Below are 15,933 nucleotides of genomic sequence, written 5' to 3'. Positions count from 1 at the left end.
GCATGTACCCGGTAGCGATCACATCTTTCCGGCTCAGCCTCCGCGAGTTCACCGCTGCTGACGTCGAGGCCCTCCTGGCCATCTATGGCGACCCACAGGTGGCCGAGCACATGAGTTTTGAGCCCCGCACCCGCGAGCAGGTCGAGAACACCATCGCCAACGTTGCGGTGGCGGCCCGAGCGGAACCGCGCATGGACTACTCCCTCGCAGCGGTGCTGCCGGACGACGAGCGCAGTCGCTAGAAGGTGCCGTGGCGGCCCGCGCCCGCGGCGAAGCGGGCCGCGCCGCCGACAGCGTCGGGCAGGGACACCAGCCCGTGGCGCAGCTCGTTCCGTATCGCCTCCCGCTCGGGCAGCCCGTCCTGCTCCAGCGCCGACAGCCGGTCGCCGCGCAGGCAGGTCTGCGGGAAGCCGGCGATCTCGCGGGCCAGCTCCTCCGCCTGGCGCCTGGCCATGCCGGTGGGGACGACGCGGTTGGCCAGGCCCATCTCGTACGCCTCGCGGGCGCCGACCGGACGGCCGGTGAGGATCAGGTCCATGGCCCGTGAGGCGCCGATGAGCCGCGGGAGCCGCACGGTGCCGCCGTCGATGAGCGGCACGCCGAAACGGCGGCAGAACACCCCGAACACCGCGTCCTCCTCGGCCACCCGCAGGTCGCACCAGAGCGCCAGCTCCAGCCCGCCCGCGACGGCGTGCCCGGCGACGGCGGCGACGACCGGCTTGGACAGGCGCATCCTGGTCGGGCCCATCGGCCCGTCGCCCTCCTCACCGACGTGGTTGTCGAGTGTCTTCAGGTCGGCGCCCGAGCAGAACGTGCCGCCTTCGCCCCACAGCACGGCCACCGCGGCGTCGGACTCCTCGAACGCCCTGAAGGCGTCCACCAACGCGTCGGCGGTCTTGCGGTCGACCGCGTTGCGGACCTCCGGCCTGCTCAGTATTACGGTCGTGACCTGGCCTTCTCGCTCCATGCGTACGGTCATGGCTGCCTCCGTGCTGGGTGGTCGCCGGAACGTGAGCGTACGGCGGCACCGGAGGTCACGCCAGCGCCGATCGCCTGCGGCATACGACTACCCGTATCTGGACTTTATTCTCACCAGCGGTCGAGCAGGTCAGGGCGGCCCGAGCACGTCGCCGGCGACCAGGGCGCGGGCCGTGTCGGCGAAGTACTGTTCCGGGGCCGTGGGGGTCAGGCCGAGAATGACGCCTTGGCTGAGGCCGACCAGCAGGGCGCGCAGCGCCGTGGCCAGGCGGCGCGCCTGCTGAGCGGTGAGGGCCGCCCCGTCGTGCGGTCTACCGGTCAGCAGGGCGGCCAGGCGTTGTTCGTGCTCCCGTACGGAGGCGGCGAGCTTGGGCCGCAGCTCGGGGTCGCGTAGTGCCAGGTCCTGCAGGCTGATCTCGAACGACAGGTCGCGCAGGGCATCCGGCTCCGCGCACAGGCGGTGGTAGTGGCGGGCGAAGACCTCCACCGCCTCGACCAGGTCAAGGCCGAGGGTGACGGCCTGTTCGACGCCGTCGTAGCGCGGGCCGAGGTAGTCGGTGACCAGGGCGATCAGCAGGCCGTTCTTGCTGCCGAACAGCGAATAGACGGCGCCGGTGGTCAGCCCGGCCTGTTCGGCGATCTCCTCCAGCTTGGCCCGGTGACCGTCTCTGGCGACGATCCGGTGCGCGGCCGCCAGCAGGGCCCGCCGGTTGCGTTCTTTGGCCTCCGCCCTTGTCATTCTCATAATCCTATTATTACCGTAATCTCATTATGAATGTTGCGGAGTACACGAGCCGGGTTCCCGGCTACACGGCGTTCCCCACCGTCGACGCACTGCGGGCCGAGCTGGAGGAGCTCGCCGCCGCCCATCCCGACCTGATACGGCTGCGCCGCATCGGCGCCTCACGGCTCGGCGAGCCGCTGCACGCCCTCACCATCGGCACGGGGCCGGCGGACGCGGTGGTCATCGCCGGGCCGCACCCCAACGAGCCGGTCGGCGCGCTGACCGTCCTCACGCTGGTCAGGCTGCTGTGCCAGGACCCAGAGCTGCGGCTGGGCCACCGCTGGCACCTCGTCGCCTGCGCCGACCCGGACGGTGCCCGGCTGAACGAGGGCTGGTACGGCAAACCGGGCGACCGCCGCGCCTACGCCGAGCACTTCTACCGCCCCGACCTGTCCGACCAGGTCGAGTGGACCTTCCCGCTCGTCAGCGGTGACTACCGTTTCGACCGGCCGCTGCCGGAGACGGCCGCGCTCATGCGCCTGATGGACGAGGTACGCCCATCGCTGGTCTGCTCCCTGCACAACGCCGAGTACCAGGGCGCGTTCTTCTACCTCAACCGCCGTGACGCCGTCCTGGCCGAACGGCTGGCGGGCCTGCCCGGCACGCAGGGCCTTCCCCTGCACCACGGCGAGCCGGAACTACCCGGCGCCGAACCGATCGCGCCCGCCGTCTTCCTGACGCCGGACGGGGCGCGGGTGGGCGCGGCCTTCGGCGCCGGCGGCAGCAGCGCCGACTACGCCGCCAGGTTCGGCGCGCTCCACCTGATCACCGAAGTGCCCTCGTGGACCGACCAGCGGGTGGCCGACCGGAGCGTGACCAACCGCACCTACCTGGAGGTGGCCACCGAAGCGGCGGCGGCGCGACGGGAGCTGATCGAGACGCTGCAGGCGGGCATGCACGCCGTCGCCGGCGACCTGACGGTGCGCTCGCCGTTCCGCGGCTCGACCGAAAGCACGCTGGAGACCTTCCGCAAGATCGCCGACCTCGAAGAGGAGACTCTGCCTGAGCTCGATCGGCCGGCCACGGTCGCCGAAGAATACTCCCACCGTCAGACAACGCACATGCTGCGGCTGCGCCTGGTGGGGGTGTTCCTCCGCATGCTGGACGCCGAACTGGCCGCCGGCAACGTCACACCGGCCATCCGGCGCCAACGTCACCTGCTCGCCGAATGCTTCGACCCATGGTACGAACAGGCCGAGACCGACTCCCCCGGCCCGCCGATCGAGCCGCGGAGGATGGTCGCGGTGCAGCTGGGCGCCATCCTGACCGCCGCCGACCGGGCCGGCTAGCCCACCGCGCGGCGGCCGACCGGCTTCATCCGCCAAAGCCCTGACATCCAAAAGCCCTGACATCCATGCACTCCATGCAGATTCGCTCCTTTATGCACCGCGAATATATCCTCAGGGTATAGTCCATCCGCATGATCGACTCCCCGAACCGGGCCACGCCGGACGACGGCCTTGGCGAGCCGCGCGAACCCCGGCGCCGTGGCCGGCTGGCCATCATCACCGGGCTCGTCACCGTCCTGGCCGCCACCGGACTCGTCCAGGCCCTGCCGGCCGCGGCGTCCCAGACGGTCACGCCATTCCTGCCCGCGCCGACCGGCTCCCGGCCGGTCGGCACCACATCCCTGTACCTGAAGGACACCTCGCGCCCCGACCCCTGGGTTCCCACCGTCAAGTACCGCGAGCTCATGGTCTCGCTGTGGTACCCGGCCAAATCGCCGGGCCGCAAGCGAGCGCAGTACATGACGGCGAAGGAGTCCGAGCTGCTGCTCAAGGACGGAAAGATCACCACCGTCCCGTCCGACACACTGAGCAAGACGCGCACCAACGCCTTCACCGACGCCCGTCCCGCCGGGCGCGGGCACAGCCTGCCCCTCGTGGTGCTCTCTCCCGGGCACAGCAAGCCCCGCAGCGAGCTCACGGGTCTCGCCGAGGAACTGGCGAGCCGGGGGTACGTGGTGGCGGCCATCGACCACACCTACGAGAACGTCGCCACGACCTTCCCGGACGGACGGGTCACCACCTGTGTCACCTGCGAGATCGCCAAGGGGCCTGGCTGGTGGGTGAAGCTGGAGAAGAGCCGGGCCGCGGACGTGTCCTTCGTGCTCGACCAGCTGACCGGCAAGCACCCGAAGTGGAAAGGCGCCGGCCTGATCGATACGTCGAAGATCGCCATGGCCGGTCAGTCGGCCGGCGGCGCGAGCGCCGTCACGGCCCTGCTGGAGGACTCCCGGCTGCGCGCCGGCATCGACGTCGACGGAACCGTGGAGAGCCCGGTCCCCGCGTCCGGGCTGTCCCGGCCATTCCTCTTCCTGGGCAAGCCCGCGACCTACGCGCCGGGCAAGGGTGAGGCCGCCTCGTGGGAGAAGGTCTGGACGGGACTGACCGGCTGGAAGCGCTGGCTGCTGATGGACGGAGCGGTACACCTGTCCTTCACCGACCTGGGCGTACTGGTCGACCAGGTCGGCATCGACGTGGGCGCCGACATACGCGGCGCCCGCGCCATGGACATCACCCGCAGGTACGTCACGGCCTTCTTCGACAAGCACCTGCGCGGCAAGCCTCAACCCCTGTTGAACAAGTCTTCAGCGAGCTACCCCGAGATCACCTTCTGCAGCCCGCCGGAGAAGACCTGCGCTTGACGCGCTCGCCGAGTAGCCCAGCGCGTTCCTACGGCAGGCGCTGCCGGCCGATCAGCACGGCGACCCCGTCCAGCAGGAGCTGCAGGCCGTTCTCGAAGAACCCGGCCAGGTCGAAAGCCGACTGATCACCCGCGGGCGCCACGCGCGTGGGGAGGCCGCTGGAGGGCAGGCCGGCATGGAACCTCGGCATGTGGGCGGAGTACCACTCCCCGGCGGACAAGCCCGTGTGCCGCTCCGATTCGGCCTGCGGCTCCAGGTTCGCGGCCGTCCCCCGGACGTAGTTGGTCACCGCCCACCACACGAACCTGCCGGTATCCGGATCGATCCCCAGCTCGCGCACCACGCCCATCCCCCAGTCCCCGTATCTGAGCATGTTGGGCGTGGGCTGCGGGTGGGTGAGCGAGACGAGCCGAGGCAGCCAGGGGTGCCGCAGGTAGAGTCGCCACTGCAGGCGGGCCGCGAGTTCCAGCCGCGCCCGCCAGCTCGCCGGGGGCATCGCCGGAAGCTCCAGCTCGCCGAACGCGGCGTCGGCCATGAGCGCGGCCAGCTCCTCCTTGCCGCGCACGAGCCCGTACAGCGACATGGTGGGGATGCCGAGCGCGGTCGCGACGCCGCGGATGGACACCGCGTCGAACCCCTGGGCGTCCGCGATGGCGATAGCTGTACGGACCATCCGCTCCCGCTTGCCGTCGTGGGCGGGCTGTTGCCGTTCCTTCCGTTTCGGGGCACTCGGCGCCCTGGGGGGCGGGAACGAGCCGGGCGCGGGCTCCGCCACAACGGTGCCGACGCGGGAGATGGCCACCACCACTCCCTCCTGCCGCAGCGTGTCCAGCGCCTTGGCGGCGGTCGCACGGGCCACCCCCCACTGCTCGGCGACCTGCCTGGTGGAGGGAACGCGGTCGCCGGCCCGCAGCTCGCCGGCCTCCACGCGCCGCTTGATCTCACGGACGATCCGCAGGTACGGCGGCGCGGTGCCGGACCGGTCCATGGTCGATCGTCTCCTCATGCCGGAAGGCCGCTGTCCTAGTACAGAGGCTATGGCTGTCCCCTTGCGAAGGACGCCATCACCCGCCTGGTGGAGGCGGCGAAAGCGAGGAGTCGTGTCCTAGCACAGGATCGATTACTGCTCGCTGAACCGCTGGTCACCACCTATGCACAGGGTACCGTTCCGGTCGTACGCCGTACCAGTGGAGGAAGAGGACTGTGCAGAACACCACCGAAGACCGACGCAGGCGCTACTTCGAAGGCCACTTCGCCCCGGTCAAGGAGGAGGTCACCACCTACGACCTGCCCGTGACCGGCTGCCTGCCCGCAGACCTGGAGGGCCGCTACCTCCGGATGGGGCCCAACCCGCTGGGCGTGGAGGATCCCGCCACCCACTTCTACGCCTTCGGCGCCGGCATGGTGCACGGCGTCCGCATCCGGGACGGCCGCGCCGAGTGGTACCGCAATCGCTGGGTCCGCTCGACAGAGGTCGCCGACGCCCTGGACCGGCTGCGGCGCGGGGAGGAGCCGCCCGCGTTCCTGCCTCCGTCCCCGAACGTCCACGTGATCGGTCACGCCGGCCGCACGCTCGCCCTCGTCGAGGCCGGCGGGCTGCCTCATGAGCTCGGCTACGAGCTGGACACGATCGGAGCGTGCCCGATGGCCGCCACACCGGAGGGCTCCAGCGCCAACGCGCACTCCAAGGTGGACCCGCGCACCGGCGACCTGCACTCCCTGGCCTATGTGATCGGGCGGCCGTTCGCGCAGTACATCGTCACCGACCCCGCCGGCACGGTGACCCGGGTGACGGACATCCCGCTGTCCGGCGACACCCCGTTCCTGCACGACTTCGCGCTGTCGGAGAACTACGTCCTCGTGTTCGACATCCCGCTGACGTTCAGCATGACGAAGATGCTGTTCCAGTGGGATCCCGAGCACCAGGCGCGTGTCGGCGTGCTGCCCCGGACCGGCGGTGACATTCGCTGGCTGCCGGTCGAGTCCTTCTATGTCAGCCACGTACTCAACGCCTACGATGACGGCTCCACGATCACGGTCGACCTGATCAGGTCAGAAGGGCCGGTCGACGTCGCCGATCCGGGCGCGATCGCGCCCACGCTCGACCGCTGGACCATCGATCCGGTGAGCGGCAGGGTGGATCAGCGCCGCATCGACGACCGGGCTCAGGACTTTCCCCGCGTGAACGACGCGTTCGCCTCGCGCCCGCACCGCTACGGCTATTCCGCGGTCAGCCCGGTGTACGGCGTACCGTTCACGCTCGACGGCCCGCACCCCGACGGGGCGTTCACCAACGCGCTCGTCAAGCACGACCTGCGGCGTGGCATGACGGAGGTGCACGGTTTCGCACGCGAGGCCGCCGTCGGGGAAGCGGCGTTCGTCGCCAACCCGTCCGGTGGCGGCGAGGAGGACGACGGCTACCTGATGGCCTACGTCGCCGATCCCGAGCGGGGCGCCTCCGACCTGGTGATCCTTTCGGCCCAGGACTTCACAGGACCGCCAGTGGCCCGTGTCCACCTGCCCGTGCGGGTCCCGCTCGGCTTCCACGGCAACTGGATTCCCGACGCCTGAAGCCGAGCGAGCCCGGCGAGCTCGCGATCGGCTCCATCGACCACAGCCGAGGATCATGATCAAGCCCTGCCATTTCGACCATGACACAATCTCGCCCATGCCTAGCCGGATCTTGGCCTTGAGCGCCGTACTCACGCTGGCAGCGGCCGGGTGCGGAGTACTGCCGACGAAGGAAACGGCACCTCCACCCACCACGAGCACGCCTCCGCCGAGCTCCCCGCCCACCAGCGCGCCGCCCGCCACCGCCACAGCGTCCAGTCAAGCCATCCAACCAGCCCTGGCCGAAACCAGCGGCACCGAGACCCCGGACCTCAAGGTCGAGGTCGTCGGCCTCAACCGCGTCAAGGCCAAGCACCTCGTCGCCCAGATCCGCCTGTCCAACACCGGCACAGAAGAGAACCTGCCCTGGGCCGCCGACATGGGCGACCGCACCCGCCCCTTAGGCGAAATGAAGTGGGCCTCCGGCATCGGCGTCCTCGACGCGCAGGCCCGCACCTGGATCCTGCCGTACAAACCCGCCGGCTCCCCCTGCCTCTGTACCGACCAGAAGCGCGACGGCCTCGGCTACTTCATCAAACCTGGCCAGTCGATCACCGTTTACGCGGTACTGCCCGCACCATCGGGCAACCCCGCCTCGACCACCGTCGTCACCCCCGTGGCCCCGCCGATGCTCAACGTGCCCATCAGCGACCAAGCACCGACCGGCGACTTCCCCGACCCCGACGCCGAACCCGTCACCCAGGTCACCCGCCGCCTCATCCTCCCCTCCGAATCCCTCGACAAATCCGAGGAGACCGCCGACGACGGCAAGGACCTGCAGGTCAACCTCTCCTCCGACGTACTGTTCGCGGTGAACAAGGCCACCCTCACCACTCAAGCCAAATCGATCATGGCCCGCACGGCCAAGCTCATTGACGCCTCCCCCGCCGCTGTGGTGACCGTGGCGGGCCACGCCGACTCCACCGGCGACAACGCCATCAACGACCCCCTGTCACTACGCCGCGCCCAGGCCGTACAACGCGCCCTGACGGCGCGGCTGACCCGGAGCGGGGTCCGCTTCCAGGCCAAGGGATACGGCTCGCGCCGCCCGCTGTACGACAACGACAGCGATGAGGGCAAACGCCGCAACCGCCGCGTCACCGTCACCTTCCCCAAACCCCAGCCCTCCGCCCAGGAACCGGCGGCCACCACCTCTCCCGGCGCGACCGGCCTGACCGGCACCACCAAGGCGGACGGCCAGCCCATCACCATGGAGATCGCGGGCCTGCGCCGGCTGCCCGGCGGTCTCGGCCTGCTCACCTACAAGATCACCAATGCGGGATCGGCTGAGACCTGGTTCAACGACCTCCACCACGCCCAGGACTGGGAGGCCTACAAATACCAGGCCGCGAGCAACGTCCTGCTGACCGACATGGCCGCCCGCCGCCAGTACCGGCCCGGCCGCCTGGAAGTCCCGACCGACAACGGCATGGACTACTACTGCGCGTGCACCGATGTCTCCGGCGTCCGCATCAGCACCGAGAAGTTCGCACCCGGCCAGACCCGCGAGTTCTGGAACCTCTTCGCCCTGCCTGATACCGCCGACACCCTCAAGGTCAAGATCGGCCCGTTCCGCGACCTCCAGGTTCCTGTCCAGTAATACGTGAGGATCACGACATGATCGCCAGACGCCGGCCGTGGGTCGTCGCATTGACGCTGACCTGCTCGGCCAGCATGCTGGCCCCCGGCCTGTGGGCGTTCTTCGCCCCGGAGTCGTTCATCGCCTTCGTCAACTACCACCCGTACAACGAACACCTGACCCACGATGCCGGCGCGTTTCAGATCGGCATCGGGGCCGCGCTGATCTTCGCCCTGATCTGGCGGGACGGTCTGGTCGCCGCGCTGGCGGGGTTCGCCGTCGCAGCCGGCCTGCACACCCTGTCGCACTACATCGACCGGCACATCGGCGGCCACAGCAGCGATGTCCCGAGTCTCGCGCTGTTCGCCCTCCTCGCCCTGATCGCCATATTTGTACGCATCCGCAGGAGCAAGTCGTGAGAGTCCTCCTGGCCGGAGCCACCGGAGCGATCGGGCGTCAGCTCGTTCCCGCCCTGACCGATGCCGGCCATCACGTAGTCGCGATCATCCGCGATCCCGGCAACCGAGATCGGGTGAAGGTCCTCGGTGGCGAGTCGATCGTGGCCGACGTCATGAACCGCGAACAACTCCTGAGGGCCGTCGACGGGATATCCGCGGACGCCGTCATGCACCAGGCGACCGCACTGCGCGGCGCATCACCCCGGTTGCGCACTGATGACCCCACCAACGCGCTGCGCTCCATCGGCACCACGCATTTGCTGGAAGCCGCTCAGGTGGTCGGTGCCGGACGGTTCGTCACCCAGTCGCTGATCACCGGATACGGTTACCTCGACCACGGTGATCGCGAACTCACCGAGGAGGACCCCTTCGGGCAGCCGCGGGGAACCTATGGCGATCCGGTCGTCGAAGGCTGCCGCTCCACCGAGGAACAAGTCCTGAAGGCCGACGGAATCGCCTTGCGATACGGCATGTTCTACGGCCCGCACGCCTTCAGCGACACCTTCGCCGACCTCATGCGCAAGCACCTCCCGATCCTCCCGGCAGGCGACAGCGGAAGCACGTCCTGGATCCACGTCGCCGACGCCGCCGGCGCCACCGTGGCCGCGCTGGAACGCGGCCGGTCAGGCCAGGCGTACAACGTCGTCGACGACACCCCGATCACCTGGGGGCAGTTCGCCGCAACCGTCGCCGCCGCGCACCACACGCCACGGCCCAAGGCGATGCCCCGCTGGCTGCTGAGACTGAGCGCCCCTTACCTCGCCTGCCTGATGGCCGACACCTCCATGCGGGTCTCGCACGCCAAAGCCACGCGGGAACTGGGCTGGACACCGTCGCACCCATCGATCCACGAAGGTCTTCGAGGGACCGAGAAATGAGCTCGGCCGCCAACGCGCGTAGCGCCGTCACTCCGGATGCGCAGGACGCAACATCCCAAACTCTTTGCGCAGTTCTTCCCAGGGGACAGCGATTAGCGGGAGGCCGAGGCCGAGCGCTTCGTTGGGGAGGCCGAGCCCCAGGGTGTTGTCGCTGATGCCCTGGGCCCATTTGTTGATCGTGCTGAAGGTGGCGGGGACCCGCCACCACACTTGCTGTTCCGGGAACGTTCAGTTTGAGTTCTGCGAGGCGGGCGGGCTGATGTTCATTCGCCGTCTGCGGTCTTCTCAGGACGACGTCGTGGTTCACGAGACGGAGCGGGTGCGGACCGCGCAGGCCGTGCATCTGTGGGGCCTGCTCCTGCGCGGTCACAAAAGGCGGAACCGTTGGCGTTCGAGGCGAACCACTTGAACCCGGACAACAGCCAGGAGTCGCCGTCCGGCACCGCCGTGGCCTCCAGGGCGGCCAGGTCGGAGCCACCGGTCCGCTCCGTGAACATCTGAGCGGCCTCGCCCGAATAGAAGCCATTGGCGAAGATCGCCCGCACCCGGTCCCGTACATCCTCAGGCGCGTGCCGCTCGGCCAGCGAGACCACCATGTCCCCGCCCGTGCCGAGCGCGCAGCCCATCCCGACGCCGTCCTCACCGACGTGGTTGTCGAGCGTCTTGAGGTCGGCGCATCGCGAGCGTACGGCAGCGAGGGTCACGCCAGCGTCCCAGCCAGGCAGGCAGACAGACCGCCCGGTTCGGGTCGAGAAAGAGCTATGCCCCGGGCTTCAGGACTCACGTCCCAAGGGCACCGGGGCTTTCGAAATTTATACTACGCACAGTGACGTAGTGTAAGCAAATACGCATGGATCCCGCCCAGTTCCCCCGTCTGGCCGCCCTGATCTCCGGCGACCGACTGGCCCCCTACCTCACGAAGGATCGCCTTCACCCGGTATGCCCCGTGAGGGAGCGCGGACATCCGGCGTTAGCGAACATCTCGACCAGTGGGCGGGAGTTACGCGAGCGTGCCTCTCCCGCGCTCGTGGGTCATTTGAGTCCTGAGAGAGCCACCATAGTTTTCGCTGATGGCAGGACGCTCAGGCCCTTCAACCTGGCGATGAGGAGGCCGGCATGGCGCCGGGCTTCGTCCAGTCGGTTCGATAGGTCTACGCCAACCGGGAGGGCCGGCTCAGTTCGCTCTTGGCGGGTTGAGCCTCCTTGCGGAATTCATCTCGGGGGGTCGATGACGAAGTACCCGTCATGCGCGGTGCAAGCCCCGGGTATTTGGGTGAGGGCGGAACGTTTGGGGTTAAGCGGCTTGTGTCCCATCGGGTAATCCGACCCTGCCACGTCGATCACAGCGCCCTCCAAGACCTGGCCAACACGGGGAAGGGTGATGCCTCGTCTGCCGTCTGATGCGCGGAGCGGGCTGGTGCCCTCCGGCCATACGGGAATCTGCGTCCTGTCCGGGTTGCCAGGAGTGGATAGCCGCTGTAGGACCAGACACGACTCGTCTTCTATCCACTCGAGACGGGCGGTCGCCGGCATCAAGTCGGAGTAAGCCCTACCCCCATACACCACGATGGCCGGGTCGGTGCCGACGACGGAGTAGCAGATGTTGTCAGAGGGACAGGGCGCAACGGGGCTGGGCTGGGAGGTGGGAGCATGGTTCGTGCCGGAGGTGCACGCGGCCAAGCTCAACGCCGTACCCACTACTGCGACAATCCCACGTAGTCGTCGCACGGAGACAACCCTTCGCGGAAGGAATGGGCCGCTCGGGAAGGGCGCGGCCCAATCCTTGACGTTACGCCTTGGACCTTATTCTCGGTTCCAAATCCGGTAGCCGAAGGCGTCGCGGTATACGGAGACATGGCTGAACGAGCAATAGAAGCCAGATTGCCCCTCTAGTACGCCCTCGCCTACGACGATGCCGTAGGCGGTGAAGGAGCCTGTTGCGGGACCTCCGGTGAAGGCTGGACCGCCGCTGTCGCCGCCCGCGCACTTGGTTCCGGCAGGCATGTTGGTGACGAATAGATTGTCGGAGTTGTCGTTCGCCCAGTTGGTTCTCTTCACGGTCCCGCAGGAGCTGCCGGTGGTCTTTCCCCACTTGCAGATGGCGTCGCCGACCCACTGGACGGGATCCTCGGCGTCCACATACGCCTTGGATGTGGCGTTGTAGTAGAAGGTGCGGGTGAGTGTGAGGCTTCCGCGCGTGTACAGCGAGGCATCACCGTACTGACAGGCTATCCAGCACTCGTTCGTCAAGCTGATCGTGGTGCAATTGCCGCCGTCGACCGGATAGTTGCAGTACGTCTTCGTCGATGCGCCGTTGGCACAGTGTCCGGCCGTGGCGTGACGCCGCGTTTCGTAGTCCCAGGTCGCTACCACGTTGAAGTTGGAGGTGCAGTCTCCCAGGTTGCCTCCGCCTCGGATGTAGGGGTCGGCGAAGGTGGATGCTATTGGCCCATTCACGATCTGCACCGCCACTTTGATGGCGGGATTGCGCACCAGGGAAGACGCCGTCGATCTAACGGTGTCACCCTGAACGGAAGCTTGGGCCGCTGGCGCGGGGACCACGAGGCTGTGTACGGTGCCAGTCCTCGCGTCATAGTAGCTGGCCACGCTGGCGATGCTGGGGTCGCTCTTCAATGTCTGATGGATGCGTTTCTTCGTCTCGTTCAATTCGGTCTCGGTGTAGCCCAGACGTCCCTGCAGTTCTACGCGTACAGGCAGGGCTTTCGCCATCTCCACTGCCTCCGCTGGAATCTGCCCCTTGAAGCCGAGCCAGACGGTTGAACCGTCTTCGGAGCGCTCGCCACCGGCGACTTCGCTCTTGAACGCCTGCTGGATTTGCAACACCTTCTGCTTGGTCGCTGGCCATGACCCGTGGCGCTCGATGGCTTCGCTGAAGCTGACACCTTGGGCCTGCGCCATACCCTTCAGTACCTCGATGTGGGCCGCGGAGAGGTCGTCGATGGCGACGTCGGGGATATCCACCGGACCATCCGGCCGGTTCGCGGTCGCCGAGGGGTCGATCTTCGCCTTCTCTGCGATGTAGGCGTCTACGGCCTGCTCCAGGGAGATTCCCTTGCGTGCTGCCTCTCGCTTCAGCCTCTCCAGTGTCGGGCGGTGGATCTTCGGTTGCCGCTCAACGGCCAGCGCCACGGTCTCGCTCCGGGTGGGAGATGCAGCGGCGGGGGCACTCGCCAGGGTGAACGTCGATAACGGCAGTAGTAGGGCCGCGATGGCCAGCAGTATTATCCGCTTGACCATCGCGTCCGCTAATCCAGTCGAAGGATGCGCCATTTCTCCTCCACGTTCTTGAAGGACAGTCCGGCCGTGAACGTAACAAGATCTTTCGCTTCAAGTAAGACTTGATCTCGATGCGATTGAATGCGGTGAGGTATTCATGCGGACAGTCGCTCTCCGTAGAGAATGGAACCGGCCTGGCAAGGCATCGGTAAAGAGCGTTGACGGCCAGAGTGTCCGGTTCGGACTAAAGGGGCAAGTACGGCCGCTACGAGGGCCAGGACGATCACTGGCGGTTGAGATGCCCATTCGCGCTCTCTACTAATGCTGTGACCGCATAGGTTCGCCGGAACTGCGTACCGATGATCGCCCAGCTGGTGCAGGCCGACGAGGACATCGTCCGGAATGTGAATCACCGGTGCAACGAGACCGGCCTGGCCTGCCTGGACCTCAGTGGGTGGGTGGGCAGGAGACGTCCCGCCGACTCGGCCCTGACGACGATGTCTTCGTTGTGCGACGGCCACTACCCGCCCGACCAGGCTCGGCCGGCCCTTCACCTTGTCCCGCAGAGGGACCGGCGGCACGGGTCGGCCGAATCCGGAAGCAAGCAGGAACTTGTCTGCGCTTAAGCCAGGTCACGGATCCTCCCTCAGAACTCGTCCGCGCAGAATCTTCAGTTCCCGCCTCATAGCACACGGCCCGACGAGCATCAGAGCATGCACGGCGCTCACTTCTCGAGCGGATGCCCAGATGCCCGATCTGGGAGTCTGAAAGGAGAGGACGTCGATCGAATGGACGCGGAACACAGCCGGATCCAGATAACGCATTCCCCCGGTACCGCAGAGATAGGTCGTCGCACCGGTCAGCCAAGCGAGGTCGGCCAGTCTCTGCGACCTCGCACCCCGCGCGAACAGATCGCTACTATGCAGGATTTGCCCCGGCCACCCCACCTCGTCCAACAGCAAGCGTGTGGATACCTCCGTCACGTCGACCAGTCGGTCGGTTCTCTCGAACTCGGCGAGTACGGGTTCGAGGTGCCTCTTGAACGCCGCCCAGTGAGCACCGTGCCGATAGTGGTCGGCAAGACGCTGGGCGACACGGCGTCGGCAACGGACGGGATCGGCCAGACGCGCTCCGCGGATGGTAGTGGAGCGGCCGTGCGGCAGATGCGTAGCGATGGAAAGCCACTGTGTCTGTCCCGAGTCGTCGAGCGAGGCGAGGCGCGCACGGTGCTGGTAATCCCTGCGGGCGAACTGCACGTCGTCCAGGACGATCCAGTAGTCCGCAGTGAACAACCTGGCCAAGGTCGAGAGCCGGGGGAAGAGGTTGGGCTGGTGGATCGCGCACACCGCGCCGTACGGGAGGTCAAGACGATAGGAGCCTGCTGTCGAATCCGGCGCGGAGAAGAGCCTGGTAGGCGTCATGGACCTTTCCTGGGACGGACTGCTCGATGGCGTAGCCGAGCTTCGGATACTCGATCACGCGCTGGAGGTCGCCGACGAGCATGTCGATGACCAATTTCGGGTCGCCGATCGAACTGACGTAGTCGTCCAGCTCCAGCGACTCGGCGGCGCACACCACCTCGATCTCGGGCCAAACCTTTCGTGCGGTGGCGTAGGACCGACGCTCCATGTACGGCTTGGAGATCAGCAGGACCGAACTGGGCTGGACTCCGGCGTCCGCCAGCACTTCCCGGGACAGGCTGATGTTCTGCCCGGTGTTGGTCGCGTTCGGCTCCAGGAGGACGCTCTTGTCGGGTACGCCGGATTCGAGCGCGTACTCGCGATAATGGACTGCCTCACCACGAGGGAAGCGGGCCGCGGTGGTGGGACTGGTGGCTCCAGAGAAGACGAGCAGCGGGAACCGTTTGGCTCGATACAGCTCGGCTGCCGCGCGCGCGACCCCGAGGTCGTGGCTGCCCAGGTTGGGCGATGCGGCGGGGGATGTCGAGCTGGCTATAGATCGGGCGCGCGTTGAGGTAGGAGCGGACAGAGGGCCAGCCACTGCGCCTTGGTCACGTTGGAGGTCACCGAGCGGTGTCGTCGATCGGGCGAACAGGTACAGACCCTTGTCGTCCATCACACGCCAGATCCACCCTGACGCGCGTAGCGCCCTCACTCCGAATGTGCAGGACGCAACATCCCAACCTCTTTGCGCAGTTCTTCCCAGGGGAAGGTCGCCGCTCCGGGCTCTCCGGAGTCGGGGGCCGGAAGGCTCTCCATATCGAGGATCACCTTTACCCCCCACTCGCGAAGCATCGCCACGCTGTTGGCGAAGGCTGGGTGGCGGGCGAGGGCGACGTTGGGCCAGGGGACGGCGATGAGCGGGAGGCCGAGGCCGAGGGCTTCGTTGAGGAGGCCGAGCCCCAGGGTGTCGCTGATGCCCTGGGCCCATTTGTTGATCGTGTTGAACGTGGCGGGGGCCACCGCGATCGCGTCGGCGGGCGGGAGGACGTCAGGCTCGTCAGGACGCTTGTAGTCGCTGCGGATGGGAAAGCCGGTGAGCTCGGCGAGGCGGGTGCTGTCGGTGAACTTGGCCCCGGAGGGCGTTGTGATCACGCAGACGGTCCAGCCCTCGGCTTGGGCGTGCTGGACGAAGTCGGGGAGTTGGGCCGCAGGGCGGCCGCCGCATGCGATCACGTAGAGAACCGCCATGTTCAGCCGCACTCCTGCCTGGAGAAATAACTCACCGTCATTATCCGATAACCGACGGGGAAGCTACTGTGGTCCCACGCGAACCCTACGTCCGGGTCCTGAGGTCGTGCC

The 15,933-nt window shown here is 67.6% G+C and carries 15 protein-coding genes; 7 read left to right on the top strand and 8 right to left on the bottom strand.

Going from position 1 to position 15,933, the window contains the following annotated elements:
- Positions 1–2 precede the first annotated feature (2 nt).
- Positions 3–242: a GNAT family N-acetyltransferase gene (locus ACQP2T_RS21190; protein ID WP_433517836.1), complete on the top strand. Its 240-nt coding sequence runs from the start codon at positions 3–5 to the stop codon at positions 240–242.
- On the opposite strand, the gene ACQP2T_RS21185 is transcribed toward ACQP2T_RS21190, so the two are convergent.
- Together ACQP2T_RS21185 and ACQP2T_RS21180 are read right to left on the bottom strand one after the other, a co-directional pair.
- Positions 239–979 (bottom strand): crotonase/enoyl-CoA hydratase family protein, encoded by a 741-nt coding sequence (locus tag ACQP2T_RS21185; protein ID WP_433517835.1) that lies wholly within the window; start codon positions 977–979, stop codon positions 239–241. The two genes, ACQP2T_RS21190 and ACQP2T_RS21185, sit on opposite strands and share 4 nt — an antisense overlap.
- 129 nt (positions 980–1,108) lie before the next feature.
- Positions 1,109–1,717: a TetR/AcrR family transcriptional regulator gene (locus tag ACQP2T_RS21180; RefSeq protein ID WP_433517834.1), complete on the bottom strand. Its 609-nt coding sequence runs from the start codon at positions 1,715–1,717 to the stop codon at positions 1,109–1,111.
- A gap of 32 nt (positions 1,718–1,749) precedes the next feature.
- Between ACQP2T_RS21180 and ACQP2T_RS21175 the strand changes: the two genes are divergently transcribed.
- Both ACQP2T_RS21175 and ACQP2T_RS21170 read left to right on the top strand, forming a co-directional pair.
- Entirely contained in the window at positions 1,750–3,051 is a 1,302-nt protein-coding gene (locus ACQP2T_RS21175; RefSeq protein WP_433517833.1) for a M14 family zinc carboxypeptidase, read from the top strand.
- 131 nt (positions 3,052–3,182) lie between these two features.
- Positions 3,183–4,409: an alpha/beta hydrolase family protein gene (locus ACQP2T_RS21170; protein ID WP_433517832.1), complete on the top strand. Its 1,227-nt coding sequence runs from the start codon at positions 3,183–3,185 to the stop codon at positions 4,407–4,409.
- Between the two features lie 28 nt (positions 4,410–4,437).
- Here ACQP2T_RS21170 and ACQP2T_RS21165 read toward each other — a convergent pair whose 3' ends face one another.
- Positions 4,438–5,415 carry a GntR family transcriptional regulator gene (locus tag ACQP2T_RS21165; RefSeq protein WP_433517831.1) on the bottom strand — a complete coding sequence of 326 codons (978 nt, stop codon included), beginning with the start codon at positions 5,413–5,415 and terminating at the stop codon, positions 4,438–4,440.
- 197 nt (positions 5,416–5,612) lie between these two features.
- On the opposite strand from ACQP2T_RS21165, the gene ACQP2T_RS21160 reads away from it, so the two are divergent.
- The 4 genes from ACQP2T_RS21160 to ACQP2T_RS21145 all read left to right on the top strand — a co-directional run bounded on the left by ACQP2T_RS21160 (position 5,613) and on the right by ACQP2T_RS21145 (position 9,934).
- Entirely contained in the window at positions 5,613–6,980 is a 1,368-nt protein-coding gene (locus tag ACQP2T_RS21160) for a carotenoid oxygenase family protein (RefSeq protein ID WP_433517830.1), read from the top strand.
- A gap of 97 nt (positions 6,981–7,077) precedes the next feature.
- Positions 7,078–8,619: an OmpA family protein gene (locus tag ACQP2T_RS21155; protein ID WP_433517829.1), complete on the top strand. Its 1,542-nt coding sequence runs from the start codon at positions 7,078–7,080 to the stop codon at positions 8,617–8,619.
- Between the two features lie 17 nt (positions 8,620–8,636).
- Positions 8,637–9,017, top strand: coding sequence for a hypothetical protein (locus ACQP2T_RS21150; RefSeq protein WP_433517828.1), 381 nt, complete (start codon positions 8,637–8,639; stop codon positions 9,015–9,017).
- The gene (locus tag ACQP2T_RS21145) at positions 9,014–9,934 is read left to right on the top strand and encodes an NAD-dependent epimerase/dehydratase family protein (RefSeq protein WP_433517827.1); all 921 of its coding nucleotides are present in this window, start codon (positions 9,014–9,016) and stop codon (positions 9,932–9,934) included. The genes ACQP2T_RS21150 and ACQP2T_RS21145 overlap by 4 nt, the downstream gene beginning before the upstream one ends.
- A gap of 263 nt (positions 9,935–10,197) precedes the next feature.
- Here the strand turns inward: ACQP2T_RS21145 and ACQP2T_RS21140 are convergent, their stop codons facing one another.
- From ACQP2T_RS21140 to ACQP2T_RS21120, 5 genes are all read right to left on the bottom strand, one after another.
- Positions 10,198–10,638 (bottom strand): hypothetical protein, encoded by a 441-nt coding sequence (locus ACQP2T_RS21140; protein WP_433517826.1) that lies wholly within the window; start codon positions 10,636–10,638, stop codon positions 10,198–10,200.
- A gap of 1,099 nt (positions 10,639–11,737) precedes the next feature.
- Positions 11,738–13,225 carry a hypothetical protein gene (locus ACQP2T_RS21135; RefSeq protein ID WP_433517825.1) on the bottom strand — a complete coding sequence of 496 codons (1,488 nt, stop codon included), beginning with the start codon at positions 13,223–13,225 and terminating at the stop codon, positions 11,738–11,740.
- Between the two features lie 578 nt (positions 13,226–13,803).
- Positions 13,804–14,592: a WbqC family protein gene (locus tag ACQP2T_RS21130; RefSeq protein ID WP_433517824.1), complete on the bottom strand. Its 789-nt coding sequence runs from the start codon at positions 14,590–14,592 to the stop codon at positions 13,804–13,806.
- Positions 14,534–15,172, bottom strand: a complete 639-nt coding sequence (locus ACQP2T_RS21125) for a YdcF family protein (RefSeq protein ID WP_433517823.1) — start codon at positions 15,170–15,172, stop codon at positions 14,534–14,536. The genes ACQP2T_RS21130 and ACQP2T_RS21125 overlap by 59 nt, the downstream gene beginning before the upstream one ends.
- 110 nt (positions 15,173–15,282) lie before the next feature.
- Positions 15,283–15,822, bottom strand: a complete 540-nt coding sequence (locus ACQP2T_RS21120) for a flavoprotein (protein ID WP_433517822.1) — start codon at positions 15,820–15,822, stop codon at positions 15,283–15,285.
- Positions 15,823–15,933 lie beyond the last annotated feature (111 nt).

It is taken from the genome of Nonomuraea sp. CA-143628, from assembly GCF_050942315.1.
Lineage (GTDB): Bacteria > Actinomycetota > Actinomycetes > Streptosporangiales > Streptosporangiaceae > Nonomuraea.
This window is presented reverse-complemented; position numbering and strand designations above follow the sequence as displayed.

What these genes read in the sequence shown, in the direction of transcription:
- ACQP2T_RS21120 (WP_433517822.1), bottom strand. Translation starts at nt 15,822, where the DNA reads ATGGCGGTTCTCTACGTGATCGCATGCGGCGGCCGCCCTGCGGCCCAA.
- ACQP2T_RS21190 (WP_433517836.1), top strand. Translation starts at nt 3, where the DNA reads ATGTACCCGGTAGCGATCACATCTTTCCGGCTCAGCCTCCGCGAGTTC.
- ACQP2T_RS21155 (WP_433517829.1), top strand. Translation starts at nt 7,078, where the DNA reads ATGCCTAGCCGGATCTTGGCCTTGAGCGCCGTACTCACGCTGGCAGCG.
- ACQP2T_RS21135 (WP_433517825.1), bottom strand. Translation starts at nt 13,225, where the DNA reads ATGGCGCATCCTTCGACTGGATTAGCGGACGCGATGGTCAAGCGGATA.
- ACQP2T_RS21185 (WP_433517835.1), bottom strand. Translation starts at nt 979, where the DNA reads ATGACCGTACGCATGGAGCGAGAAGGCCAGGTCACGACCGTAATACTG.
- ACQP2T_RS21165 (WP_433517831.1), bottom strand. Translation starts at nt 5,415, where the DNA reads ATGAGGAGACGATCGACCATGGACCGGTCCGGCACCGCGCCGCCGTAC.
- ACQP2T_RS21130 (WP_433517824.1), bottom strand. Translation starts at nt 14,592, where the DNA reads ATGACGCCTACCAGGCTCTTCTCCGCGCCGGATTCGACAGCAGGCTCC.
- ACQP2T_RS21175 (WP_433517833.1), top strand. Translation starts at nt 1,750, where the DNA reads ATGAATGTTGCGGAGTACACGAGCCGGGTTCCCGGCTACACGGCGTTC.
- ACQP2T_RS21150 (WP_433517828.1), top strand. Translation starts at nt 8,637, where the DNA reads ATGATCGCCAGACGCCGGCCGTGGGTCGTCGCATTGACGCTGACCTGC.
- ACQP2T_RS21180 (WP_433517834.1), bottom strand. Translation starts at nt 1,717, where the DNA reads ATGACAAGGGCGGAGGCCAAAGAACGCAACCGGCGGGCCCTGCTGGCG.
- ACQP2T_RS21170 (WP_433517832.1), top strand. Translation starts at nt 3,183, where the DNA reads ATGATCGACTCCCCGAACCGGGCCACGCCGGACGACGGCCTTGGCGAG.